The organism is Glutamicibacter sp. JL.03c (genome assembly GCF_025854375.1).
In the GTDB taxonomy this organism is placed as follows: Bacteria; Actinomycetota; Actinomycetes; order Actinomycetales; family Micrococcaceae; genus Glutamicibacter.
Map to the genome: position 1 here is coordinate 817,811 of NZ_CP107575.1, position 23,889 is coordinate 841,699.

The 23,889-nt window shown below is 62.9% G+C and carries 17 protein-coding genes; 9 read left to right on the forward strand and 8 right to left on the reverse strand.

Annotation, left to right across the window (positions count from 1 at the left end):
• Positions 1 to 9: 9 nt before the first annotated feature.
• Complete coding sequence (locus OF385_RS03785; protein WP_264277848.1) at positions 10 to 1,122, reverse strand: 5-(carboxyamino)imidazole ribonucleotide synthase; 1,113 nt, start codon at positions 1,120 to 1,122, stop codon at positions 10 to 12.
• A gap of 225 nt (positions 1,123 to 1,347) precedes the next feature.
• Between OF385_RS03785 and OF385_RS03790 the strand changes: the two genes are divergently transcribed.
• Positions 1,348 to 1,917 carry a GtrA family protein gene (locus OF385_RS03790; protein ID WP_264277849.1) on the forward strand — a complete coding sequence of 190 codons (570 nt, stop codon included), beginning with the start codon at positions 1,348 to 1,350 and terminating at the stop codon, positions 1,915 to 1,917.
• On the opposite strand, the gene OF385_RS03795 is transcribed toward OF385_RS03790, so the two are convergent.
• The gene (locus tag OF385_RS03795) at positions 1,914 to 2,642 is read right to left on the reverse strand and encodes a TIGR03089 family protein (RefSeq protein WP_264277055.1); all 729 of its coding nucleotides are present in this window, start codon (positions 2,640 to 2,642) and stop codon (positions 1,914 to 1,916) included. The genes OF385_RS03790 and OF385_RS03795 overlap by 4 nt on opposite strands.
• Before the next feature lie 288 nt (positions 2,643 to 2,930).
• Here OF385_RS03795 and OF385_RS16625 point away from each other — a divergent pair, with 288 nt between their 5' ends.
• The 4 genes from OF385_RS16625 to OF385_RS03815 all read left to right on the forward strand — a co-directional run bounded on the left by OF385_RS16625 (position 2,931) and on the right by OF385_RS03815 (position 10,357).
• Positions 2,931 to 3,455, forward strand: coding sequence for a WhiB family transcriptional regulator (locus OF385_RS16625; RefSeq protein WP_319019225.1), 525 nt, complete (start codon positions 2,931 to 2,933; stop codon positions 3,453 to 3,455).
• 68 nt (positions 3,456 to 3,523) lie between these two features.
• Positions 3,524 to 6,931: a glycosyltransferase gene (locus OF385_RS03805; protein WP_413468082.1), complete on the forward strand. Its 3,408-nt coding sequence runs from the start codon at positions 3,524 to 3,526 to the stop codon at positions 6,929 to 6,931.
• Positions 6,931 to 9,399: a DUF5719 family protein gene (locus OF385_RS03810; RefSeq protein WP_264277057.1), complete on the forward strand. Its 2,469-nt coding sequence runs from the start codon at positions 6,931 to 6,933 to the stop codon at positions 9,397 to 9,399. The genes OF385_RS03805 and OF385_RS03810 overlap by 1 nt, the downstream gene beginning before the upstream one ends.
• A gap of 25 nt (positions 9,400 to 9,424) precedes the next feature.
• Complete coding sequence (locus tag OF385_RS03815) at positions 9,425 to 10,357, forward strand: COX15/CtaA family protein (protein ID WP_264277058.1); 933 nt, start codon at positions 9,425 to 9,427, stop codon at positions 10,355 to 10,357.
• Here the strand turns inward: OF385_RS03815 and OF385_RS03820 are convergent.
• Complete coding sequence (locus tag OF385_RS03820; protein WP_264277059.1) at positions 10,348 to 10,809, reverse strand: metallopeptidase family protein; 462 nt, start codon at positions 10,807 to 10,809, stop codon at positions 10,348 to 10,350. The genes OF385_RS03815 and OF385_RS03820 overlap by 10 nt on opposite strands.
• Before the next feature lie 90 nt (positions 10,810 to 10,899).
• Here OF385_RS03820 and OF385_RS03825 point away from each other — a divergent pair, with 90 nt between their 5' ends.
• Together OF385_RS03825 and OF385_RS03830 are read left to right on the forward strand one after the other, a co-directional pair.
• A complete protein-coding gene (locus tag OF385_RS03825) occupies positions 10,900 to 11,295 on the forward strand; it encodes a DUF3499 domain-containing protein (protein ID WP_413468083.1) in 396 nt (131 codons plus the stop codon).
• Between the two features lie 180 nt (positions 11,296 to 11,475).
• Positions 11,476 to 12,927, forward strand: coding sequence for a TIGR01906 family membrane protein (locus OF385_RS03830; protein ID WP_264277061.1), 1,452 nt, complete (start codon positions 11,476 to 11,478; stop codon positions 12,925 to 12,927).
• A gap of 64 nt (positions 12,928 to 12,991) precedes the next feature.
• Here the strand turns inward: OF385_RS03830 and OF385_RS03835 are convergent, their stop codons facing one another.
• Together OF385_RS03835 and OF385_RS03840 are read right to left on the reverse strand one after the other, a co-directional pair.
• Positions 12,992 to 14,833 carry an AMP-dependent synthetase/ligase gene (locus OF385_RS03835; protein ID WP_264277062.1) on the reverse strand — a complete coding sequence of 614 codons (1,842 nt, stop codon included), beginning with the start codon at positions 14,831 to 14,833 and terminating at the stop codon, positions 12,992 to 12,994.
• Between the two features lie 78 nt (positions 14,834 to 14,911).
• Positions 14,912 to 16,522, reverse strand: coding sequence for a dolichyl-phosphate-mannose--protein mannosyltransferase (locus OF385_RS03840; protein WP_264277063.1), 1,611 nt, complete (start codon positions 16,520 to 16,522; stop codon positions 14,912 to 14,914).
• A 68-nt stretch (positions 16,523 to 16,590) separates the two neighbouring features.
• Between OF385_RS03840 and rsmI the strand changes: the two genes are divergently transcribed.
• Together rsmI and OF385_RS03850 are read left to right on the forward strand one after the other, a co-directional pair.
• Positions 16,591 to 17,451 carry a 16S rRNA (cytidine(1402)-2'-O)-methyltransferase gene (rsmI, locus tag OF385_RS03845; protein WP_413468084.1) on the forward strand — a complete coding sequence of 287 codons (861 nt, stop codon included), beginning with the start codon at positions 16,591 to 16,593 and terminating at the stop codon, positions 17,449 to 17,451.
• Positions 17,452 to 17,587: 136 nt separating this feature from the next.
• On the forward strand, positions 17,588 to 19,075 hold the full coding sequence (locus OF385_RS03850; protein WP_264277064.1) for an NAD-dependent succinate-semialdehyde dehydrogenase: 1,488 nt from the start codon (positions 17,588 to 17,590) through the stop codon (positions 19,073 to 19,075).
• A 74-nt stretch (positions 19,076 to 19,149) separates the two neighbouring features.
• Here the strand turns inward: OF385_RS03850 and OF385_RS03855 are convergent, their stop codons facing one another.
• From OF385_RS03855 to OF385_RS03865, 3 genes are read right to left on the reverse strand one after another with little or no spacing between them, the layout of a single operon-like run.
• Complete coding sequence (locus tag OF385_RS03855) at positions 19,150 to 21,579, reverse strand: DUF3488 and transglutaminase-like domain-containing protein (RefSeq protein ID WP_264277065.1); 2,430 nt, start codon at positions 21,577 to 21,579, stop codon at positions 19,150 to 19,152.
• Entirely contained in the window at positions 21,576 to 22,901 is a 1,326-nt protein-coding gene (locus OF385_RS03860; protein ID WP_264277066.1) for a DUF58 domain-containing protein, read from the reverse strand. Before OF385_RS03860 ends, OF385_RS03855 begins: the two co-directional genes overlap by 4 nt.
• 10 nt (positions 22,902 to 22,911) lie before the next feature.
• On the reverse strand, positions 22,912 to 23,874 hold the full coding sequence (locus tag OF385_RS03865) for an AAA family ATPase (protein ID WP_264277067.1): 963 nt from the start codon (positions 23,872 to 23,874) through the stop codon (positions 22,912 to 22,914).
• Positions 23,875 to 23,889 lie beyond the last annotated feature (15 nt).

The following is a 23,889-nucleotide window of genomic DNA, read 5'->3' on the forward strand; positions in this document are numbered from 1 at the left end:
GAATACAGATCAGTTCTTGGCGTCCACGCCATCGCGGATCAGCGCGGCGACTTTATTTGCCTGCTCGCGCAGTTCATCCACGCTTTGCCCGGCAGTGGCCACCACATTCACATGCCCGATCTTGCGGCCAGGGCGAACGGACTTGCCGTAGGCATGGACCTTCACCTCGGGGGCCGCGGCCAGGGCTGCGGAGAAGGCGGAGTACAGGTCCTGGTTGGCGCCACCGAGGTAGTTCTTCATGACGGTGACTCCGAGTTCGCGGGTCTGGCCCAAGGGCAGATCCAAGACGGCACGCAGGTGCTGCTCGAACTGGCTGGTGACCGAGCCATTCATGGTCCAGTGCCCGGTGTTGTGCGGGCGCATCGCCAATTCATTGATGACGAACCCGGCACCGACACCAGGGGTTTCGAAAAGCTCGGCAGCCATCACGCCGGTCACGCCGAATTCGTTGGCGATCCGCAGGGCGGCCTCGGCGGCGGCATCGGCGATGGCCTCGTCGAGGTCCTGCGCGGGAGCGATGACCTCGTCGCAGACGCCATCAACCTGAATCGTGTGGACCACGGGCCAGGCCTTGGCCTCGCCGGAGGGGGTGCGGGCCACCAACGCGGAGAGCTCGCGGGAAAAGTCGACCTTGTCCTCGGCCAGCAGCGGGCCGTTGGCAAACCAATCGGCGGCATCTTTGGCGTCCTGGGCGTTATCGAGCATGCGCACGCCCTTGCCGTCGTACCCGCCGCGGGGGGTCTTGAGCACGATCGGCCAGCCGGTTTGCTCGCCGAAGCTGATCAGCTCTTCGATGTTCTCGACCTTTGCCCAGGCAGGGTTGGGCAGGCCCAGGCGTTCAATGGCCTCACGCATGACCAGCTTGTCCTGGGCATGGATCAACGCCGCAGGACGCGGCTGGATATTGACGCCCTCATCAATCAGCGTGGTCAGGAATTCGTTGGGGACATGCTCATGGTCAAAGGTGACGACATCCTTGCCCTGGGCGAAGGCACGCAGGGTATCGAGGTCCTTGTAGTCGCCCACGGGCGCATCAGGAACGCTGCGGGCGGCCGAAACATCGGGTCCTTCGGCCAGGATATGAAGTTCAAATCCTAGGTTCAGGGCCTCGGGGGCCATCATCCGGGCTAGCTGCCCGCCACCAATCACACCAATTTTTGGAAAGCTCACGATATCTAGGGTAACGAAAGCGCGGTTCAGAATCGCATGTGAGATGTCTGATTACTCTCACAATTCGGTCAATTTCCAGAAAATACGGATAAAATGGCAAGATCGCGTGCCCGGAGTTCGGCTCCGCGCGCCCTGTTACTGCTAGCCAGACGGGAACTTGATTCCCTGGAGGACCATTTGCTCGAGCGCATCAAATCAAAAATTGCCGGACTCATCTCGCTGTTCTGGCGTGAAGTTGCGAAGTTCGGCGTCGTTGGTGGCATCGCGTTCATCATCGACTCGGGCATCTATGTCTGGCTATTGCACGGTTCCATGAGCGACTCGCAGGTGAAGGCAAAGATCATCGCCGGTGTTGTTGCGACCATTTTCTCCTGGGTAGCCAACCGCTATTGGACCTTCCGCCACCGCCGCCAGGCCAACGTGGTCCGCGAGCTGGTGATGTTCATCATCATGAACGCCATCGGCCTGGGCATCGCAGCAGCCTGCGTTTGGGTGACCAAGTACTGGCTGGGACTGACCGATCCGACGTCGGTGTTCATCGCCGGCTCGGTGGTCGGCTTGATCCTGGGCACCATCTTCCGTTTCTTCGCCTACCGTTTCTGGGTCTTCGGCAACGAAATGGACGAGGAAGAAGAATTCGCCCACGATCACGAAATCCTCGGGCGGCCCAAAACCGATACCGGTGCAGCGGTGGATGGATCCGCCGGGCCCACCGATACCGGTTCAACGCCAAAGGTCATGCGCTAGCTGGCAGGCTCATAGTCGAAGCTGATGCGCTCGCCTTCACGCAAGCGCTCGGTGACTTCCACGCCTTCTTCCACGAGCACCACCGCATCGCCGGCTGCCCACTGGCCGATCAGATAGGGCAGGAGGGCCAGCAGCGGCTGCTGCGCGCGCACCAGGATGGTGCCCCGCGCTTCAACCGAACTGCCAAAGAGCTCATTGAGCGCCAGAGCCGAACCGGTGCTGCTTGCAATAGCGGTTGTTGCGGAAGAAACAGCCGACGGGTAGAACTGATCACCATATGAACGTACCGAGGCATTGAAGTCCTCGGCGACGGGGCCGAGATCCGGGCCGAAGGACAGCGCGAGAGCTGCCTGGTTCACGGCGAGGATTTCACTGCTTCCGGGGATGCGCTGATCGAGGGGCTCGGCAGTGATCCACAGCGTGGCCTGTGCGGCGTTGCCATGTCCGGCATCGACGAGAGTCGAGCCATGATGCAATGAGGCCAGCGCGAGCACCAGGGACTTCCAGTGCGGGGCAAGGTCGATAACGACGGTGGAACCTTCATCCAGATCGAAAAGATCGCCGAGCAAATTGGCGCTTTTGGCTACCCAATTGTCAAATACTCGCGCGGAGAGCTCGATGCGCTCACCGCTGCGTGAGTGCCACGTCAGCCACGGGGTAGCCGAGGCCCGTCGTGGAGCAAGTAGTTCCTCCGCGAAAGTTCCCTGCCGTTGAATGCTGCTCATTGAACGTCCTTTAAAACTAGATACTGAGAATTCACCGAGAATTCAAGCAAGTCGGGACTCGCCCGTCTCATCTGCCTGTTTTGACGGCGTGTTGTGCCGAGAGTTTCCTGAGAAGCCTTCTTAGAATGGCCTCCCCACTTGACTCTAGCGGAGTTACACGGATGTAATTAGAGGGTGAGTCCGGCGGAATCCATCACATTCTCTAGATTGATGGAATAAATGCTGCCGGATGGGTAGGTGCCAGAGAAGGCCCCATCCACTCAAACCAATCGAAAGGTCAACATCACCATGGCGAATCTGGAGCAGGGGTACTCCGAATTTTCGACCTCGGCTGTTGCGTCCGCTCAGTACGGGCTTGAAGACGCACCGTCTGACTGGTTTGTCGATCCTCAAGCCGGTGAGTCCGCACGTGTTGCAGTAGCAGCCGACCTGGAGACCGCGGCCGACAATTACCTTAAAGAGCACGAGACAGCACCGGACGCTGAAGAAATTCCTTCCGTCGGATCCTGGGCGCCGGAGCTGGATGAGGACGAAGAAGTACGCGACACCATCAAGGCCGTCTGGCTGGGTGTTGGCGGCGAAGTTGATGAAGGCGAACTGGGCTGGCAAGCCCGCGCACTGTGCGCGCAAACGGACCCGGAAGCGTTTTTCCCTGAAAAGGGCGGTTCGACTCGCGACGCGAAACGCGTCTGCGGCGCATGTGTTGTCCGCTCTGAATGTCTAGAATATGCCTTGAGCAATGATGAGCGCTTCGGCATATGGGGAGGGCTCTCAGAGCGCGAACGTCGCCGTCTACGGAAACGAGCAATCTAATTCGTCCGCCAATTCACGTCACCGCCATCGTTGCCTCGCACGATGGCGCTGACTTTTTACCACGCACTTTGGCCGCGCTGCGCAACCAGTCGCGGCCTATTGAACGATTTGTCGGAGTCGACGCTTCTTCCTCCGATGCTTCATTTGAAGTCCTTCGGGCCAACCTGCCCTCCAACGCAGCCCTGCTGCTGGCCGAGAAAGGATCCCTCGGCCTATCCCTGGAAGCAGCTGTAGCGCAGCTTCCAGAAGCCCGCACCGACCGAGATGAGTGGCTGTGGATCATCCACGATGACTCCATGCCGGCGCCTGATGCTCTTGAAAGCTTGACGCGAGCCGTCGAAGCGTCCGAATCGGTGTCCATCGCCGGCTGCAAGCTGCTGGATATAGACAACCCGCGGCACCTGGCCGAAGTAGGCCTGAGCGTAGACCGCAAGGCGCAGCGCCTGACCATGATCGATACCGACGAAGTCGATCAGGGCCAGTACGACGGACGCAGCGACTACTTTGCCGTGTCCTCGGCAGGCATGTTCATCCGCCGCGAAGTCTTCGAAGACCTCGGAGGATTCGACCCGGCGATTCCAGGCCGCGGCGACGACGTGGATTTGTGCTGGCGAAACCGCTTGGCCGGACACCGCGTGGTAGTGGTCCCGACCGCCAAGATGTACCACCAGGTCGAGGTAGTCGACTCCTTGGCTGGACCGCGTGAAGCCAAGCGCTCAGAAGTCTTCCAGCGACTGAAGTTCGCTTCGCCGCTGGCTTTGCCGTTCCTATGGATCGGGCTGCTCTTCGGAGCCATCGGCCACTTCCTGCTGGCCTTGCTCGCCAAGGACCCGGGCCATGGGTTCAGCCACCTCGGCGCGACCCTGCGTGGCCTGTTCACTCCGGGCAAGCTGGCGGCCTCCCGTCGCAATGTCTCGCAGATTCGCCAGGTCCCTCGCCGGCAGGTACGCAAGCTGATGACTTCGGCTGCCCAAGTGCGCGAATACCGCCGCAACCTGAATACCGGACGCGATGACGCAGAAGTCTTCGGCGATGGCAGCGGAGCCGACGCCATGGTGGAGCCCAGCGGCGATAACTTCTCGGACTTCGTCAGAATCGCCCGCCCGCCACGCACCACTGCGGTGCTCTCTCTGGTCTTCGCGCTGCTGCTTTCCGTGGCCGCCTCGCTGATCGCTTGGCGCAACGTGCTGGGCGCTTCGGCACTTTCCGGTGGCGCCTTGCGCCCGTTCTCGCAGAGCACCCAGGAAGTCGGCGCCAACGCCCTGTCCTGGTGGCAGAGCATCGGCACCGGTGCGAGCGCGCCGCCTGACAACTCGGATATCCTCTTCTGGCTGTTCTCGCTGGTGACATTCGGCCACGCCAACCAGGCCTCGCCCTACCTCTTCCTCGCTGCCATGCCATTAGCGGCACTGAGCGCATGGTGGGGGATTGGAGCGGTCAGCCGCTCCCGAGCCGTACGATTCTTCGCGGCGCTCATCTGGGCACTGCTGCCATCGCTGGCCTCCGCCTTGGCCTCGGGCCGAGTCGGTGCCGCGATGGTGCATATCCTCCTGCCGGTCTTTGTCATGGCAGTCCTGCGTTCCATGAACGCACAGGTAGCCGTCGAGGGGGCCAAGCCCAAGACGGCGAAGCAGCAGTCGGTGGCGGCCTGGACGTCCTCAGCTTCGGCAGCCTTGCTGCTCTGGGCGATCTCCGCAGGATCGATGGCGTTCTTCCTCACCGCCACCGTGTTGATCTATGCCTTGGCTTTGTCTTCGCTGCGGCGAGCGCGCAGCCTGTGGTGGATCCCGTTGCCGGCCGTGCTGTGGAACCTTCCGCTTTTGGTGGCTTCGCTGAGCGAACCACGACTGCTCTTCACCGAACCAGGAGCTGCCACAGCATTCTCGCCGGCAGCGCCATGGCAGATGCTGCTCGGCTTCCCGGAAGCCTTCGACCCCAAGGTCGGCCTGGTGGGCTGGGATATGCTGCCTGCCGGCCCATGGGCACTGGTTGCCGCCCTCTTGGTCGGCGCACCGATGATTCTCATGGCGGTCTTTGGCACCCTGAGCTCCGCATTCAGCTTCAACGCCGTCATGCGCCGGAACTCCCGCCGGCTGCTCTGGGCAGCTGTGATCGCAGTGGCCGCAGGATGGGCCATCGGCTTCATCCCGGTCTCCATGGATTCGCACACCGCGGTCACCGCGTACACCGGACCATTTGTTTCCTTCGCGGTATTCGCCCTGATGGCCGCCGCCGCCAATGCCTTGGCCGCTGCGCGCCACGAGGACAAGCCACGCGCCATTCGTGGCGGTGCTCCTCGGCCGATCTTGGCCCTGACAGCCGCACTGAGCGTCGTGGCCGTTCTGGCTTCCGGCTCGGTGCTCCTGGCTACGCAGCTGAACCCGGCTGCAACCTCGGAATCCCTGGCCAAGCTGGTCAACACCCAGCAGGTGGGCCCATCGCAGCCACGTACCCTGCCAGCCACGGCGGCCGATGCTGGACGTTCGGAATTCCGGGAACGCACCCTGGTGCTCAGCCCCCGGTCTTCCGGCGAAATCGACAGCCAGCTGGTGTCGGGCTCGGGTGAAACCCTGGATAGCATCAGCCGCTATTCGCAAGTCAAGGCGCTGGGCGGAAGCCTGCTGGATCCAGAGCGCAATGAAGGATCCATCACCGCTTCGGTGCAGAGCAAGGCCGTGGCCATGCTGCTCTCCGAGTCGGCGCTTGATTCCCGCGAGTCGCTGCGCGAACTGGGCATCGGGTACATCGTCCTGAACGAAACCGGTGAATCCGTTCCAGCGACCGTGCGCACCCTTGACGCCGCCACCGGCCTGGCCTCTGTCGGCCAAACGGACAGCGGCTGGCTCTGGCGCGTGGATTACGGGACCTCGGCCGGCGCTGAAGGAACCGGTTTCGCACGCCTGGTCAGCGAAGACGGCGCAGTCACCGTGTTGCCGACCGAACGCGGAAAGAGCAGCAAGGTAGAAATCCCCGCATCCGATGCGAAGCGCACCCTGGTCCTGGCCACTGCCGCCGATGCCAAGCTGCGGGCGAGCTTTAACGGTGATGCGCTGCGCTCCGTCGCCTACCCCGAGGATTCGGACACCCGCTGGGCGCAAGCTTTCGAGGTTCCCGCCGAAGGCGGCGAACTGACGCTCTCGCACAAGGAAGCCATGGCCACCCCAGTCCTGGTTCTTGGATGCCTGGTCTTGCTGATCACCATATTGCTGGCCATCCCGGTTCCAAGCTCCCGGCGCTTCGCCAACTACCGCAATAGCGATTACCGGTTCCGTGAACCACGGGCAGAAGACGAAGAACTGGCTGACGGTTCCGAGGTCCTGGCGGCAGCTGAAGTGCAGAGCCCTTCCACGGCCACCGGCGTGCTTCCGCAGAGCCGACGCGAGGCCCGTGAGCGTGCCAATGAGATCCGGGAGAACTTGACCCCGAAGCTCAACGACCGAATTTCGGACGATGACGCCGAGCAGGAGAAGAAGTAGTGAGCGACGAGAAGAACGTGAACTCAGCGGATTCTGCTGACAAGCCAGCCGAGCAGGTTCCTTCGCCAAAACCGGCGGCAAGCCCGCAGGAATCGGCGGCACCTTCGCAGCCTGTTTCCGCTGCCCTGTCGCGAGCAGAGCAGAAAGCCGCCAAGGCCAAAGCCAAGGTCGACGCAAAGCTCGAAAAGGCGCGCGCCAAGGAAGCGCAACAGCGTGCCAAGATGGACGCCAAGAACGCGGCCAAGGAGCAGAAGGCTCAAGCAAAGGAAACTGCCAAGCCAGCGGCTGCGCCAGCTGCTGCGCCGGAGACCGAGCCGGCCGAGGCCTCCGAGCCGTCCAGCGAGAAACCATCGAAGGCAGCGGGCACGCCTGCCGCAGTCGCAGAACCAGCATCCGGCGCCAAGCCGGGGGATACCTCCGAAACCGAGGATCAGCCAGCTGCTGCGCCCGCGCAGGATCCGGCTTCGTCCGAGGCCCACCCAGCGCACCAGGCGGCCAGCTCATCGACCCCGTTCACCCCAGCTGCCGCCCATGGACCAAAGGCTGCGCACAAGGCAGAACCGGAGCAGGCAGAATCGGGCAAGGCCTCTGCTGACAAGGCTGAAACGCCGGCCGATGACAGCGGGCAGGCAGCACAAGCCGCAGTAGCGACCCCAGCGGCAACCACCCCTGCCGCCGCGTCCCGGGACAACGCAGAGGAACCGGAAAACGCCAAGGTGTCCATGCGGCGCCGCAAGCTGGAAAAGATCCGCGCGGCCGAAGCAGCTAAGGAAGAGCAGGCCCACAAGGCCCAGGCCACCGAGGCAAGCCCGGCCAGCGAGTCCACCGAGGGCAAGGTCAACGCCCGCCGCAAAAAGCTGGAGACGGCACGAATTGCCGCGAGCAAGGACGCGGCCGCCGCGCCCGCCCGCAGGAAGACCGGGGCCGTGCTCCTGAGCCTGGCTGCGGTCATCGCCGCCGGCGCAGTTGTCGCGGGCGGATCCGTGGTCGCTCCGAAGGCCGCGGAAAGGACGCTGCCAGCGGCCGTGACCAACCTGCCCGCAGGCGATGCCAGCAGCATCTGCGCACCGACCCCGCAATTGCTCAAGGGCGTTGACGGCACCGACCCGCAGTTCGCCGCCGGAGCCAAAGAGGTTTCCAGCAACCTGCGCGGCATCGCCGTATCGGACCTGGCCAAGCGCATCCCTGGATCCTCGTTCGCCAAGCTCGACGGCTCCTCGGAGCGATCGCTGACCGAGCGCATCGCCGAAGCCGAAGCCCTGGAGGCGCGCGGTTCAGATGACGACGGGCAGACCGGACGCACGAGCAAGATCTCGACCATCAATGATGTTGATGACGCACAGGTCTATTCGCTGCAGCCCCTTGGCGGCCTGGCCTCGGAAGGCAGCGCGCTGCGCAGCTACCAGGCCAAGGACGGCGACCTTGCAGGATTGGCCACTGCCACCTGCCAGGCGCCAGCATCGAACTGGCGATTCACCGGCCTGCAGACCAGCACCGGTTCGACCAGCGTGATGAACCTGTCGAATCCGACCCATACCACCGCTCAGATCTCTGTTCGCTTGCGCGGGCCGGAAGGCCTGATCGATACCCCGACCCTGCAGAGCATCGTCCTGGCACCGGGGCAGAGCCGCGCCCTGGTTCTGGGTGGTTACGCACAGAACATGGATTCGGTCTCCGCCGAGGTCACGAGTGTTGGCGGCAAGATCACCGCATCGGTCCAGCAAGCCGCATTGCGCGGGTTGACCCCGTCCGGCGTGGACTTTGTTGCTCCGAATGCCTCGGCGTCCAACACCCAGGTGATCCCGGGCGTCTGGATCGATGAGAAATCAAATGCCGATGCCCTGAGCAAGGAGGACAGCTCGCTGGTGCCGCAGCTGCACGTTTCCGCCACCGGTTCCTCCGGTGCCGGATACAAGGTCAAGGTTCTGGGCAAGGACGGCGAAGTAGCTGCCAGCTTCGATGACAACCTAGCGGTGGCCTCCAATGCCACCGATGTGCAGAGCCTCAAGCAACTTGCCGGCGGCTACTACACCATCGTGGTGGAGTCGGATGCCCCGGTGACCGCTGCGGTGCGCATGGTCCGAGGCAGCAACCCGAAGGACTCCTCGGATACTGCATGGGCCGCCAGCTCCAACGTATTGGCCGGAACGCAGGCCATGCCGCTCCCGGCCAATGGCACCGGCAAATTCTCGTTGGCCGCCGTGGACTCGGATTCCTCCGTGGAAGCCACGGTGGTGCACCAGGACGGAAAGCTCAGCAAGGGCAGGAAGCTGGAGATCAGTGCTGGATCCAGCATTGTCTTCGATCCGAAAACCGTGGCGGATGACGCGCAGGCAGTGATTTTCTCGACCGACGCGAACACCTTCATCGGCGCTGTGACCCTGAGCTCTGAACGTTCTATCGCTTGGGCTGCCATGCCTCAGGCCAATGCCGGTCGCGACGGCATTGTGGTGAATATCGGCGGGTAGCCTCCCGCCACCAAGGAATAGTTTTATGGTTACCCCCTTCGGCTGGTTCGCCAGCCGAATCGCCTTGGAGCGCCGTTCGCTGCGCGCTGCCAGCCTGGCTGCCATGGTCGCTGCCATCTTGATCATTGTCGGCGGAGGCGTGGTCCGCGTGACCGGCTCGGGCCTGGGCTGTCCGGACTGGCCGGCCTGCACCGACGGGTCCTTGGCGCCCACGGCGCAAATGGGCATCCACGCCACCATCGAATTCGCCAACCGTTTGCTCACCACGGTGCTGTGCGCCGCGGTGGGATGGGTGATCATCGCAGCCCGGCTGCAACGCGAACCGGTGCCGGCCATTACCCGCTGGGCCTGGGTGCAGTTCTGGCTTGTGGTGCTCAACGCCGTGATCGGCGGAGTGACCGTCTGGGTGAAGCTGAATCCGTTCATGGTGGCCGGGCACTTTTTGGCGGCGACCTTGCTGCTGACCGCCGCGGCGATCACCTGGGACAAGACCCAGAACCTGACGGCCATGCGGCCGCCGGAGAGCACCCCGCTGCTCAAGACGCTGGGCACCAGCATGCTGGCGCTCAACGCCGTCCTGGTCATCCTTGGCACCGCGGTCACCGGTTCCGGCCCGCATGCCGGGGACTCCGCCGACGTGCCGCGCATGGGCTTTGACTGGCTGGGCATCACCGTGGTCCACGCCGCGGCCGCGGTGCTGGCCTTGGCCATGGCGCTGGTCATCTGGCGCACCGCGAACCAGCAGCAGGTTCCGAATGTTGCCCGCAAGGGCGCAATGTATGTGCTGGTCTTCGCCGGCCAGGGCCTGATCGGCATCGTGCAGGCGCTCACGCACCTTCCCGAGCTCCTGGTGGTCTGCCATCTGGTGGGCTCGGCGCTGGTCTGGATCGGAGCGGTCCGCCTGATGCTGGCCACCCACGCGCCACAGGGCACGGCGGCCGCCCGGGCTCACTCGTAGTCGGGGTCGTCCGGGAAATAGGACGGGTCGACCTCATTGATCGGCTTGACCCACAGTTGCGCCACCTCGTGCACAATGCACTGGTGGACCAGGTCCAGCAATTCCCCGGGGCTGTCGGCGATCTGCTCGATGGGCAGCCGGAAAATGATGATCTTGGCCCGTGCATGGGCTGTCGCCGGCACGGACGATGCCAAAGGTATCCGGTCGCCGACGGCCTGGGCCTGGTTGATCAGCTTGTCGCTGGGAACCGGCTCAATCAGGAAGTCGATGATCTCGATCTTCTGCGCCCAGCGCTCGGACAGCCGCTGGGCGCTGGCCATCACCGCGTCGTCGAATCGCTCCTGGCGGGAGCGGTAGGCCGGCAGGTGCATCGGCACCAGCGGCCCGCGTCGTCCCCGGCCATGGCGGTTGCGCCGTGGCCCGCTGGGCTGATCCGGCAACTTCGAGTTCATCCTCCCAGCCTATCGCCTGGCTCGCCACCCGGGGCGGATCGGCCCGCAGGCACCCCTAGATCCCCGGTTAGCGGGCATGCCGCGAGTAGAATGGAGCGCGTGGAAGGTCTTCGTCTTTGTTCTCGCCCAGCTTGCCGTGAAGCAGCTCGTGCAACCCTCACCTACGTCTACGCGGATTCAACCGCAGTGCTGGGTCCGCTCGCGACCTATCCGGAGCCGCATTGCTACGACCTGTGCGCACGGCATGCCAATCGCCTGACCGTGCCCAGCGGCTGGCGCCTGATTCGCGGGGCCATGCCGGACGTGCTGGAACCCGAAGACGAACTCAACGCCCTGGTCGATGCGGTACGCGACAAGCAGCCGTCATCCCGCGAACCACGCCATGCCTCCAGCTCCCCGGTGGACTCGGTGAGGGCGCGCGATTACCGGGGCCAGCGCTTCGACTCCCGCGTGCGTTTGGCCGTCTTGCCCGAGAAGGACCAGTAAGTTCCGCTCGAAGTACTTTTTGCGGGCACCTCAGCTTGTGTCCTAGCCGAAACGTGTTTTAGGTGTGGTAATCCGTCGCATGTGCCTTCCCGGTGGATATGCTGAAGGCGCGTGAGCCCTCAGCGGCTTGCCATTGACCCGAAACATCACACCATCGCGCGAATTGCAGGAGGCTTGCTCATGGCTGAGGCGGCGAAGAACCCTACCGGAGGGCAAGGAGATGCGGGCCAGCCCGCCTCCGCTAGCCCTGAAGGCGCGCCAAGACCAAAGGCATCGCTGAGCCAAAAAGCTGAAGAGCTTGCTGCGCGCTTGGAAGCCCACAAAAACCAGGCCCAGGCCGAAGCGGCCAAGGACGCCGCCGCCAAGGAAGCTGCCCGCAAGGATGCTGTCCGGCGAGCCATGTCCGGCAAAACCGCGGATCCTGCGCCACCGGAAGCCGCCAAGGCGGCGGCGGAAAAGCCGGAAGCAGCCAAAGCCCCTGCGGCCCCGCTGGCACAGAAACCTGCAGCAGGCAAGCAAGCCGCGCCAGCCAACACCGCGGCTCCTGCCTCCGCGGGAAAGCCCGTAGCTGCGGGCAAGCCGGCATCTGCGGAACCAGCTGCCCCGCCGAAAGCCAAAGAACCAGTAGAAGACGTGATCCGCGCCATTAAGCTGCCACACGAGATCGAAGCAGAGAAGAAGGCCAAGAGCCAGTCGCCAGCACCGGCCACCAGTGTCCAGCCGCATGTGGAGGAACAGAGCACGAATACCGCCCAGCAAGTACCACCGGTGTCGGTCGCGCCCAAGACCGGATCGCTGCCCACTACCAAAGCGGCCGTCGCCCAGGCACGCAACCGGGTCTTCGGCAGCTACGAGCCAGAGCCCGAACGATCCGAAGCCGCAGTGCAGCGCCGGGTCGCCCGGGAACGCGCTTTGAACTCCAAGCCGCCATTGGGCCGCACCGCCCAGGTCATCGTGGCTTTGGTCTTCCCGCTGCTGACCCTGATCACGGCCATTCGGCTGATCGCCACGCCGGCCTTCTTGGCGCTGTCCTATGCCCGTCCGGGCTTCCCCAGCGACAGCTTCGGCTTCACCGACGCCGAACGCCTGACCTACGGCAGCTACGGCGTGGACTACCTGAATAACTTTGCCGGGCCCGAATACCTGGCCGGGCTCAAGCTTTCCACCGGATCGGCGATGTTCACCGACGGGGAGGTGCAGCATATGGTCGACGTGAAGAACCTGATCGGCTTCGCCTACATCCTCGCATTGGTCCTCGCCCTCATCCTGCTCATTGGCGTGTGGTACCTGGCCAAGCGCTACGCCGGGGGAGTGCGCCGGGCCTTGTTCTCCGGGGCCATCTTGACCCTGGCCATGATCGCCGTGCTTGCGGTGGCCGCGCTGCTGGGTTGGGAAACCTTCTTCACCCAGTTCCACGCCCTGTTCTTCTCCGAAGGATCCTGGACCTTCAGCGTCCGGGACACCCTGATCCGCTTGTACCCGGAGCAGTTCTGGATGGACAGCGCCATCGGCATCGCCGTGCTGGTCCTGGCGACCATCGCCATCGTGCTGGCCAGCTGCTGGCCGACCGGACGCCGCCGCGAGGCCTCCCGGCTTCGCCAGGAAGCACGGGCCTTCGGCATCGGCAACTAGCCGTCAATGGCATTAAGCAGCTCAGGCGCCGCGACAGCGGCGCCTGAGCTGCTTAATCGTGAGGCTATTTGGTGTAGAAGGCCTGGATCTGCTCATCAAACTGCTCAAGGACGGCCTGCCGCTTGAGCTTGAGCGAATTGGTCAGGTGTCCGGAGGCTTCGGTGAATTCCTCATCGAGGACCGCGAATTTGCGGATGGACTCGGCCTGGGACACCGTCAGATTCGCGGTGTCCACATAGCTTTGGACTTCGGCAATGACCTCCGGATGCACAGCTGCCTGGGCCAGGGGCAAATCGCCCAGGCCCTTGGCCTTGCCCCAGAGCACCAGTTCCTCGGGATCCAAGGTGACCATGGCGGAAATAAACGGGCGCTGTTCACCGACCAGGACGCACTGGGCCACGATGCGGCCAGCGCGCACCATTTCCTCCAGCGGGCCAGGCGAGACGTTCTTGCCGCCAGCTGTGACGATCAGTTCCTTCTTGCGGCCGGTGACCTTCAGGTATCCGGCTTCATCCAGGACACCGGTGTCACCGGTCTTGAAGTAGCCCTCGGCGTCGAAGACCTCTGCGGTGGCCTTGGGATTGTTGTGGTAGCCGGAGAAGACGCCAATGCCCTTGATCAGGATCTCTCCGTCCTCGGCGATCCTGACGCTGGTACCGGGGATAGGCCGGCCCACGGTGCCCACCCGGGTACTCGACGCCTGGTTCACCGTGGCAGGGGCCGTGGTCTCGGTCAGTCCGTAGCCTTCCACCAGCTCGATGCCGGCGCCGCGGAAGAAATGTGCCAGATCCTGGTTCAGCGCGCTGGCCCCGGAGATCGCGTAGCCGCACTCGCCGCCGAAGACGCCGCGCAGCTTCGGATAGAGGACCTTGTTGAACAGCGCGTGGCGGGCCCGCAGGCCCAGCGGCATGCGTGCCTTCTGGCCGCGAGCACGGGCGTCACGGATCCTGGAGACCTCGATGGCGGTCTGCTCGGCCTTCAAGAACAAGTCGGCCTTGCCGCTGCCCTCGGCGGTGGCCAGGGCAGTGGTGCGGATCTTTTCGAAGACGCGGGGCACCGCCAAGAGGAAGCCGGGCTTCACCGCGGCCATGTCCTGGACCAGATTGGCCATGGAGCTGGAATGGGCGATGATCGATCCGCCGTGGATGCAGGTCTGCTGCACGGCGCGCGCCAGAACATGGGCCAGCGGCAGGAACATCAGCGTGCGGCGCTGGTCTCCGAGGATATCGAGCATATGCGCGGCAAGATTGTGGGCCACCATGGCGAAGTTCGAATGGGACATATTGCAGCCCTTGGGACGGCCGGTGGTGCCCGAGGTGTAGACCATGGTGGCTACATCTTCGAGCGCCATGCTGGCGCGACGCGATTCGATGAGCTCTTCGTTGACCCGCTGCGGATCAACAAGAAGCTGGTGCAGCCCGGCCGAGGGGATCAGCGACTTATCGGCCTGATCGGATCCTTCAAAGATATGGATGCGGACCTCTTCGCCCAGCTGCGCCACGGCCTGGCGCACATTGGCGCGCAGCGCGTGATCCTCGGCGAAGACGACGCGTGCTCCGGAATCGCGCAGGATCCATTCGATCTGGAAGGGGCTGGAGGTCTCATAGATGGGCACCGAGACGCCGCCGGCAAACCAGATGGCCTCTTCTGCCAGTGCCCACTCGTAGCGCGTGCGGGAGATGATCGCGACCTTGTCGCCAGGCTGCAGCCCGTCGTTGATCAAGGTCATCGCCAGGCGCTTCACATCGGCGAGGAAGCCCGACGCGCTGACGTCGTGCCAGGAGCCGTCGCGCTGCACGCTGAACAGGGGTTGATCTGCGCCGCGGGCGACGCGGTCGATCAGAAGATTCGTCGTATTGAACTCTGGTGCTAATTCAGTGAGCAGCTCGACGGTTACTTCTTGCATGGAAGCTGGATCCTTCGGGAATAGAAAATCGTCAAAGTGGCCTATTTCATGGCTTCAAGCACTCAGGAGCACGACGGCTTAGCCCCAGCTGGGGATCCACACGTGAAGACGCCAGAGTTCATCCGCGATCATCTGCCCGGACCAAATCGACCAGAAGAAGGCCGAAGTGACCAGGAATATCGCAATTACAAGGGCGACCACGATAATGCGCGAGCGGTACATTAGACCGGTATTCGGCTCACGTGGAATGAACCTGCCAATCATATACGTCAACGACAGGATCATGAACGGAACCAGCGGCAGGGTGTAGAAGAAGAACATCGTGCGCTCCGGGTACATCAGCCAAGGCAGGAAACCGGCCACGGCGGAGGAGAGGATTGCTCCTGCCCGCCAATCGCGCGCGCCCAGCCACCAGAAGATCAACAGGAACATGCTGATCGAGCAGGCCCACCACAACAGCGGATTAGGCAGGTCGGTGATCACTTCGGTGCAGCGCTTCAGATCGCAGCCGTTGGCACCCCGGTCGTAGCCTTCGAAGTAGAACAGCACCGGACGGCCGGCAAAGGGCCAAGTCCATGGCGAAGACTGCCAGCCATGTTCCGAGCTGAGCCCGGTGTGGAATGCATAGCCGGCCTGGTGATAGTGCCAGAGCGAACGCAACGGAGCCGGCAGCCAGCTGATGCCCTCCCCGGGATTCTCCACGGCCCACTGGCGGTAGCGCCCGCCAGCGGTGATCAGCCAGCCGGTCCACGTGGACAGGTAGGTGAGCAAGACGATGGGGATCATCGTGAAGAATGAATAGATTCCGTCGCGGAAGAAGGCCGAGCGCTGCCAGCGGTGGATCCCCGCGGTGCGCCGTGCCGCGAAATCCCACAGGACCGCCAGGAGGCAGAAGACGGCCACGAAGGACAATGCCGACCATTTGATGCCAACAGCTCCGCCGAGCATCACGGCGGCTACCAGGCGCCAAGGACGCCACCACAGCATCGGGCCGTCGGCGAGCAGGAAGTCATCGGGCCTGTTGCCGCGTGGTACGGAGAGTTTTCTCGCCAGCTGGGTGCGTCCCTGGATTCGATCCTTGAGCAGCGCATAGAACGCTGCCAGGACGAAGAACATCAGGAAGATATCCAGCAGCGCGGTCCGGGACATCACGATGGAGTGGCCGTCGATGGCCATGAGCAGCCCGGCGATGCCAGCCAAGGTGTGCGAACCGAAGAGCAGCCGGGCGCACAGGGTCACCAGAAGCACAGACAGCGTGCCGAAGAGCGCTGTGCTGAATCGCCAACCGAAGCCATTGAAGTCGCCGAAGAGCAGCATTCCCAAGCCGATGAGCCACTTGCCCAGCGGAGGATGGACGACAAAAGATGAATCGTTGGTCAGCTGCGGATCGCCCGCGATGAACTGGGCGTCGCTGTCATCGGCCCATTCGCGTTCATAACCGCTTTGCAATAGCGAGAACGCGTCCTTGACGTAATAGGTTTCGTCGAAGATCAGCAGGTGCGGGTGCGCCAGATTGATGAAGCGCAGCAGCCCAGCCAGCATGGTTACCGCCAGCGGGACGATCCACATCAGTGGTCCGCTGAGCGCAACCGTGGGGAGAAGCCGCTGTTTCAGGCTCTCGAAAGTAAAGGCCTGACGCGCTGAGCGGACGTGGCCAGTATCCGCGGAGTTGAAAGTCGGGATGCCCATCACCAGATCATGCTACCGGCGTAAAGGGTGGAATGTGGGCTTTTCGTACTTCGCGTAGGCTTAAGAATGTGCAGATCTCAGAGAATGAGGGCGTCATCGTCCTCGGCGCTACCCCAATTGGCAACCTATCCGATGCATCCCCGCGCTTGCGGGAGATGATGGCCACCGCGGATATCATCGCCGCAGAGGATACGAGGAACTTCCACCACTTGGCCCACGCGCTGGGAATCAAGATCACCGCCAAGGTCATGAGCCTCCATGAGCACAACGAGGCGCACAAGCTCTCGGAAGTCATCGATCTGGCAGCCCAAGGCGCCACGATCCTCGTAGTCTCTGATGCCGGAATGCCCGCAGTGTCCGACCCCGGCTACCCGCTGGTAGCGGCAGCGCTCAGCGCAGGCATTCGCGTCACCGCGGTCCCAGGCCCGTCTGCGGTGCTCACTGCGCTCTCGCTCTCCGGCCTTCCCACAGGGCGTTTTACCTTTGAGGGATTCCTGCCGCGCAAGGCAGGGGAGCGGCGCAAGCGGCTGGACTCGCTGCTCACCGAAGAGCGCACCATGGTGTTCTTTGAAGCGCCGCACCGCCTGGATGATTTCCTGGAAGCCGCCGTCCAAGCCTTTGGCGAGGACCGACAGGCGGCCGTGGCCCGCGAATTGACCAAGAAGTTCGAAGAGGTCCGGCGCGACTCGCTCGGCTCGTTGCTGCAGTGGGCGCAGGAGGGCGTGCGTGGTGAGATCGTGGTGGTGATCCACGGTGCAGAGGAAGCCGAGCCGGCCACCGTAGAAGAGTTGTTACCCAAGGTTGCGCAACTGGTGGAGCAGGGCACTCGAATGAAGCAAGCGGTGGCTGAGGTGGCCGAAAAATTCGGGGTGAAGAAACGCGATCTTTATGAGGCTGTGCTGGCCGAACGTCACGAAGCGGATAAATAGCGAAACTCGCATAGGCTGATTGCACAATGAATCTGCGCTTTCATAGTGCACAGGGCGATTTACAGTTCGCTTGTGCCGAGAATAGCGTAGGCATCAACGACGATTAGTTTCATTTAGAGTTTCAGGAGATGCGCGTATGTCGATCACTGCCCAGCGTGAAGCAGAACTGCTTGCAAAGGTTCCAACCGGTCTTTTGATCAATGGCGAATGGCGTGACGCCTCGGATGGCGGCACCTTTGACGTGCTCGATCCAGCCACCGGTGAAAAGCTGCTGACCTTGGCCAGCGCCACCAGCGAAGACGCTATGGCCGCCTTGGATGCAGCAGACGCAGTGCAGGCCGAGTGGGCCTTGACCGCTCCTCGCGAACGCGCCGAAATCCTGCGCCGCGCTTTCGATCTGGTCACCGAACGCAAGGATGACTTCGCCTTGCTGATGAGCCTTGAAATGGGCAAGCCATTGGCCGAGGCCTACGGCGAAGTGACCTACGGTGCCGAATTCCTGCGCTGGTTCTCCGAGGAGACCGTGCGCCACTACGGCCGCTACGTCACCACCCCAGAGGGCAAGAACAAGGTCCTGGTCCACCACAAGCCGGTGGGCCCATGCCTGCTGATCACCCCGTGGAACTTCCCGCTGGCCATGGCTACCCGCAAGGTCGGCCCGGCTGTTGCCGCAGGTTGCACCATGGTGCTCAAGCCAGCCAAGCTGACCCCGCTGACCTCGCAGCTGTTTGCCGCCACCATGATGGAAGCCGGCCTTCCAGCAGGCGTGCTGAACGTTGTTTCCGGTGCCTCGGCTTCGAAGATCTCCGGTCCATTGATGCAGGATGACCGCCTGCGCAAGGTGTCCTTCACCGGCTCCACCCCAGTGGGCAAGCAGCTGATGAAGGACGCGGCCGACAAGGTCCTGCGTACCTCCATGGAGCTGGGCGGCAACGCGCCATTCATCGTCTTCGAAGATGCTGATCTGGATGCCGCTGTTGAAGGCGCCATGGCAGCCAAGATGCGCAACATGGGCGAAGCCTGCACCGCGGCGAACCGCTTCCTGGTCCATGCTGACGTGGCTGAGGAATTCACCGCCAAGTTCGCCGAGGCCATGAAGGCTCTGAAGCCAGGTCGTGGCACCGATGCCGACACCACCGTTGGCCCATTGGTTGAAGAGAAGGCTCGCGACGAAGTGCATGCACTGGTCGAGGCGGCGGTGAGCGCGGGCGCCACCGCCGTCACCGGTGGCGCTCCAGTCGAGGGCCCAGGCTACTTCTACCAGCCAACCGTGCTGGCCAACGTGGCCAACGACGCCAAGATCCTCACCCAGGAAATCTTCGGCCCGGTCGCACCGGTCACCACCTTCACCTCGGAAGAAGAGGCCATCAAGCTGGCCAACTCCACCGAATACGGTCTGGCCTCCTACATCTACTCGCAGGACTTCAACCGCATGTTCCGCGTTTCGGAGCAGATCGAATTCGGTCTGGTTGGCTTCAACGCCGGTGTCATCTCCAACGCTGCAGCACCATTCGGTGGCGTGAAGCAGTCCGGTCTTGGCCGTGAAGGCGGCGCGGAAGGCTTGGCCGAGTACACCACCGTGCAGTACATCGGCATCGCCGATCCATACGCAGCCAAGAAGTAATCCCAAGGCATCCAAGGATGCCGCAGAATCAGTTCGAGCCCAGCCAAATGGCTGGGCTCGAACTGTCTTAATGTCTAATGATCTGCGGCGTCTTTCACGGCGCAGCGCTGTCCTCGGGCAGAGGCCAGGGAACGCGGGAAAAGGAAACCGAGGATCCGGCGTCCGAAGGGCAACTCGCTTCGCAGCTGGTGCTCGATCTCGTGCAGGGCGTCTAGCAGCATCGGGGCGTCGTGCGCCTGCGGATGGCGCGAGGCGTAGAAGCTTTGCTCGATGGCGCTTTGCAGCAGGCGCAATGGCTCGGCGAGCTGCGGATGATCGTCTGCCAGCCTCACGAGGTAGTCGCCCACCGATTCGTGGTCGCCCGCCTTGCTCCCAGCATCCATCCCGATGCCCAGCAACTCGGCCCAGAGCGCCTGGGCCGCGTCGGGCGTGCCTGAACGAACCAGATCGAGGCGCTTGTGCCGGGTGCGCTGCCGGCGCCACGGGCCGATGCACAATCCCGCAACCACTACGAGGGCCACCAGCGGAATCAGCCAGAGGGCACCCATTCCGTCGCTGGCCGAAGTCCCCGTCGTAGCCTGCGGGGTAGGAGTCGGCGATTCGGAAGGCACCTCGGTGCTGCGTGCGGTGGGCACTTCAGGTGCTGTGCTTTCCTCCGCCGCAGCGGAGGCGGTTGGCTCTGGCGCGTAGGTCGGGCTATAGCCGCGGCCGGGGGTCGGTTCAAAAGGAACCCAGCCAATACCGTCAAGATGCAGTTCAGGCCAGGCATGGGCCTGCTGTCCGCTGACGCTGTAGCCTGTCAATTCGGTCCCGGTCTCAAGGCCTCTGGCTAACGCTCCTGCTTCTTCGGATTCGACCACCACCAGGGATTCTCCGGTGGCTTCACCGGGCGCGTAGCCCACGGCAATCCGCGAGGGAATCCCTGCTTCTCGTGCGAGCAATGCCATCGCCGAGGCGAAGTGGACGCAGTATCCCTGACGCCGGTCAAGGAACGCCTTGACTACTTCGGCGTTGGCCCCGTCATAGCCTTCGCGTAAGGGAGTGCGCTCAGAGTAGACGAAGTTCCCGGAACGGAAGTACTCCTGGAGCGCCACGGCCTTGTCCAGGTCGCTGCTCGGCGTGCTGTCCGCCCCGTAGGCTTCTTGAAGCGTCTGCCTCAGCAACGGTTGCAGCGCATTGTCCTGGTCCTGCGGCAGCTGGGTGTAGTCATCGGTGATGAAGTCGTTCGTCCCGAGATTCTGCTGGTCAAGGTAGTCGATCATCTCCGCGGTGATGTCCAGTTGCGCGTAGGCGACCGAAATTTCGTTGGTCGCTCCGAGCGCGTCGCCGCCAAGCCGGGCCACAGAGGTCTCATGGGTCCACTGCCAATCGCCAACGATTCCGTTGACCAGGTAACTTCGGTCTGGAAGCGGCAACAGTGGATTGCTATTGCCCTTGGGCCACGTCATCTGCAGTACTTCTTCCGAGCTGCCGAACGACGTGAAATTATTGTTGACCGCGACATCGCCGAAGTAATCGGAATGGAAGAGGCCCTCGGTGGGCTCCCAGCGTTCCTGGGTCAGGTCCTTGATGACCTGGCTGCGAAGGTAAGGTGCTTGGTCTGCGCTGGTGTAATAGGTCAGGAAGGGCTCTGACCCATTGGAACGAAGATCTCGTCCCAGATTGATCAGCGGATCAACGTTATTGGCGAGCAGGTCTCCGGACGGGCGTTGTCCTTCGGGGAACATCCCAGTACGGAAGCCCGGCATCCACAGGCTCGCGGCGATCAAGGACCCCACACAGGCCAGTGCTGTGAGGCCGAAGACCCCAAGGGCCTTCGGCTCCAGCAGACGAGCCCCGCTGGCGCGAGGCGAGGGCTTGGCGAAGATGCGCGGCACCAGGGCCGCGTACCCCAATACCCCCAGAATCAGCAGTGCAAGGTAGCCGATGCCCGCGCCCTCTTGCTTGAACAAGGAAGCGATAATCGGGGCAAACGATAGCGGGATGATGACCAGCAAGGAGGTGCGCCGGAAACTGGAGAGCAGTTCCACTATCAGGCTCACGCCCAGCGCCAAGACCAGAATGGCGAAGTCCACGTAGATGGAGCTGGCTACTGGCGGAACCTGGGTGGCCAGCTGGATGCCCGCCTCGGACAACGCCGAGAAGAACCATTGCGGCGCGGAAAAACCGTAGGTATTGGCGGTCATCGCGTCGTGGCTGGCGATGGCGAGAATGCCGATGAGGATGGCAGCCGGAAGCGCCAGCCAGCGCAGGGCTCTCACGCTTCGTATCGCCCCGGCCGCAACGTGCATGGCGGTGATGGGCAGTACAAGGTAGGGGAACCAGGAACTGCCCTCGACAACACCGGTGAGTGATGCCGTGCCTGCAAGTACCGCCACCGCCATGCACAATGAGCCCAGCACGCACGCGAGGAAATTCTCGACTACCGGTGTTTGGTTCATGCCCGGTCCTTCTTGATCGCTGGCCCGGCCCGTTGCGGGGGCGTCGCTTAGCTTGATGCTCATGCTCCGCCCCACATATGCTCTGCGCCCATGGTTGCCGGGATCAGGTGGACCTTCCACCCGGTTCCGGCCAGTTCCTGGTGCACTCCCGAGTATCGTTCCGGATGGGCTACCAGAATAAAGATTTCGGCATGGCGTACCGTGCGCGCCAATGTGGCAAGCCATCGAGCCTGGATCATCGTGAGCTCGCCCAGGATCATGATGACCGGTTCGTCCCGGTACCCCAATAATTCCTTGTGCAGGCCGTCGCCGAAGATTTCCGAGGCATTCATCTCTGCCGCGCCGGTGCTCAGCGCTAGTACCGCGGTGGCCGCGTGGAAGGATTCGAAGTTCGACGGGGCCGCAACCTCGGAAGTTGCTTGCGGATGCTGGCTGATCAGCGGCGCGCCGTTGAGATCACGGAATGATAATTGGTAGCCGCTGGAGGCGTAGCGCAGCCCGATACTGCAGGCCAGCGATAAGGCCGTTTCGAATCGACGGCTGCTAGGCAGGTCTTCCTCCGCCCCGGCGGGGATGGACAGGCGAAGATCCGCACCGCTGTGGCACCAATGATCGAATGCGGTGTCCAGTATCAGCAGCGCCTGGGCGGTGGCTACATGATTCTCCTGGCGGACCATGAGCTTGCCTTGCCGCGCGCTGGCCTTCCAATGGACCTGGCGGATGGAATCGCCCTGCTGGTACTCGCGAATGGCGACATCGTAATAATCCGCGGTGGTGCTGAGCGAGTGCCGGGCATCGCCGGTGAGCATCTGCTCGCCAAGAGAGGCGAGGCGGTGCAGATCAATCAATTCGGAGCGAATAGGGACATCCATGGTTTCACCGGTGTTGACCATTCCCTGGATGAGGCCCAGGGTGTCCGAGACGATTTGCTGCGCGGGACCGAGCTGGTGGATGCCGCGGGTGCCGAAGATCAGTTCGTAGTCCAGGCCTCCCGGGGCCTCGAATTTGGGTCCGGGGCCGAAGCTCTCTGGAAGCCGCTCTTGGATGGTTGCCGAATCCGCGCAGCTCAGCCTTACCCTGCACACGTCGCCGACGCTAGGCACCGTGGAGAGCACCTGTCTCTGGATTCCTGTGCGCCCGCGAAGGCCCAGCGCGAGTCCCCAGCTCACCGCCGCCAAGACGATCAGGCTGATGCCCAGGGCCATGAGCTCATGCCGTCCGAAGAGATAGGCGAAAAACACGAGCAGTGCCCCGGCGCCCAGCGTGCACCATCCGCGCACCGTGAGCAGGTCCAGGCGCACCCTGCGCAACGTGGCCGGTGCCGATCCTTCCGTGCGAACCCAAGACAAGGCATTGCGGGAGTCAAAGCGAGGTGTCTTCTCCATGCGATATCAGCTAGCTGACGGGGGTGCTGGAAAGCAGTTCCTGGATGAGGTCTTGGACGTCCACCCCATCAGCCAGCGCGCGTCGGGTAAGGATCAGCCGGTGGTTCAGGACCATTTGGGCCACGCTTCGCACATCTTCGGGCAGAACATGGTCGCGGCCATTGATCGCAGCGTGCGCTTTGGCGGCCCGCACCCACTGGATCAGGGCACGAGGTGAAGCGCCGAGCTCGACGTGCGGATGATTTCGCGAAGCACGGCCCAAGTCCACGACATAGGAGCTCAGCCGTTCGGTAACGGTGATCGAGCTGACCTGCTTGATCATCTGCCGCAGGTCAGCCAGTTGTAAGACCGAGGTCAAAGTTTCCAAGGGCTCATGATGATGATGCCCGGTGATCATGGATATTTCGGCTTCACGTTGCGGATATCCCAGGGAGACCCGGCCCATGAAGCGATCGCGTTGCGCTTCGGGGAGCGCAAAGGTCCCCTCGGAATCAATGGGGTTCTGGGTCGCGACCACCATGAAGGGGTGTTCGAGCGGGTGGGTGATCGAATCGACGGTTACTTGGGTTTCTTCCATGCATTCAAGCAACGCTGATTGCGTTTTCGCATTGGCGCGATTGATTTCATCGGCAATGACGATATTCGCGAAAATCGGGCCGGGATGGAACGTGAATTCGTGGGTCTGCGGCGAATACACCGATACGCCGGTCACGTCGCTGGGCAGCAAATCGGGAGTGAACTGGATACGGTGGACGGACCCGTTCACGCTTTTGGCCAGGGACTTGGCCAGCATGGTCTTGCCCACGCCGGGAACATCTTCCAGCAGCAAATGGCCTTGGGCCAGCAGTACCGTCAGCGCATTCGTGATGGCCTCCGGTTTTCCGTTGATCACGCTCTGCACGGCATCGAAGATGCGTTGGCAATTCGCCTGGAACGTTGAATCCAGCGATGGCATCGTCGGGTTCGCACTCATTCGAAGTTCCTCCTG

Bases quoted from the DNA above. Each gene is read 5' to 3' on its own strand.
- OF385_RS16625 (WP_319019225.1), top strand. From the start codon at position 2,931: ATGGCGAATCTGGAGCAGGGGTACTCCGAATTTTCGACCTCGGCTGTT.
- OF385_RS03820 (WP_264277059.1), bottom strand. From the start codon at position 10,809: ATGAACTCGAAGTTGCCGGATCAGCCCAGCGGGCCACGGCGCAACCGC.
- OF385_RS03785 (WP_264277848.1), bottom strand. From the start codon at position 1,122: ATGATGGCCCCCGAGGCCCTGAACCTAGGATTTGAACTTCATATCCTG.
- OF385_RS03835 (WP_264277062.1), bottom strand. From the start codon at position 14,833: ATGCAAGAAGTAACCGTCGAGCTGCTCACTGAATTAGCACCAGAGTTC.
- OF385_RS03815 (WP_264277058.1), top strand. From the start codon at position 9,425: ATGGTTACCCCCTTCGGCTGGTTCGCCAGCCGAATCGCCTTGGAGCGC.
- OF385_RS03855 (WP_264277065.1), bottom strand. From the start codon at position 21,579: ATGAGCATCAAGCTAAGCGACGCCCCCGCAACGGGCCGGGCCAGCGAT.
- OF385_RS03860 (WP_264277066.1), bottom strand. From the start codon at position 22,901: ATGGAGAAGACACCTCGCTTTGACTCCCGCAATGCCTTGTCTTGGGTT.
- OF385_RS03830 (WP_264277061.1), top strand. From the start codon at position 11,476: ATGGCTGAGGCGGCGAAGAACCCTACCGGAGGGCAAGGAGATGCGGGC.
- OF385_RS03865 (WP_264277067.1), bottom strand. From the start codon at position 23,874: ATGAGTGCGAACCCGACGATGCCATCGCTGGATTCAACGTTCCAGGCG.
- OF385_RS03825 (WP_413468083.1), top strand. From the start codon at position 10,900: ATGGAGCGCGTGGAAGGTCTTCGTCTTTGTTCTCGCCCAGCTTGCCGT.
- OF385_RS03850 (WP_264277064.1), top strand. From the start codon at position 17,588: ATGTCGATCACTGCCCAGCGTGAAGCAGAACTGCTTGCAAAGGTTCCA.
- OF385_RS03795 (WP_264277055.1), bottom strand. From the start codon at position 2,642: ATGAGCAGCATTCAACGGCAGGGAACTTTCGCGGAGGAACTACTTGCT.
- OF385_RS03840 (WP_264277063.1), bottom strand. From the start codon at position 16,522: ATGGGCATCCCGACTTTCAACTCCGCGGATACTGGCCACGTCCGCTCA.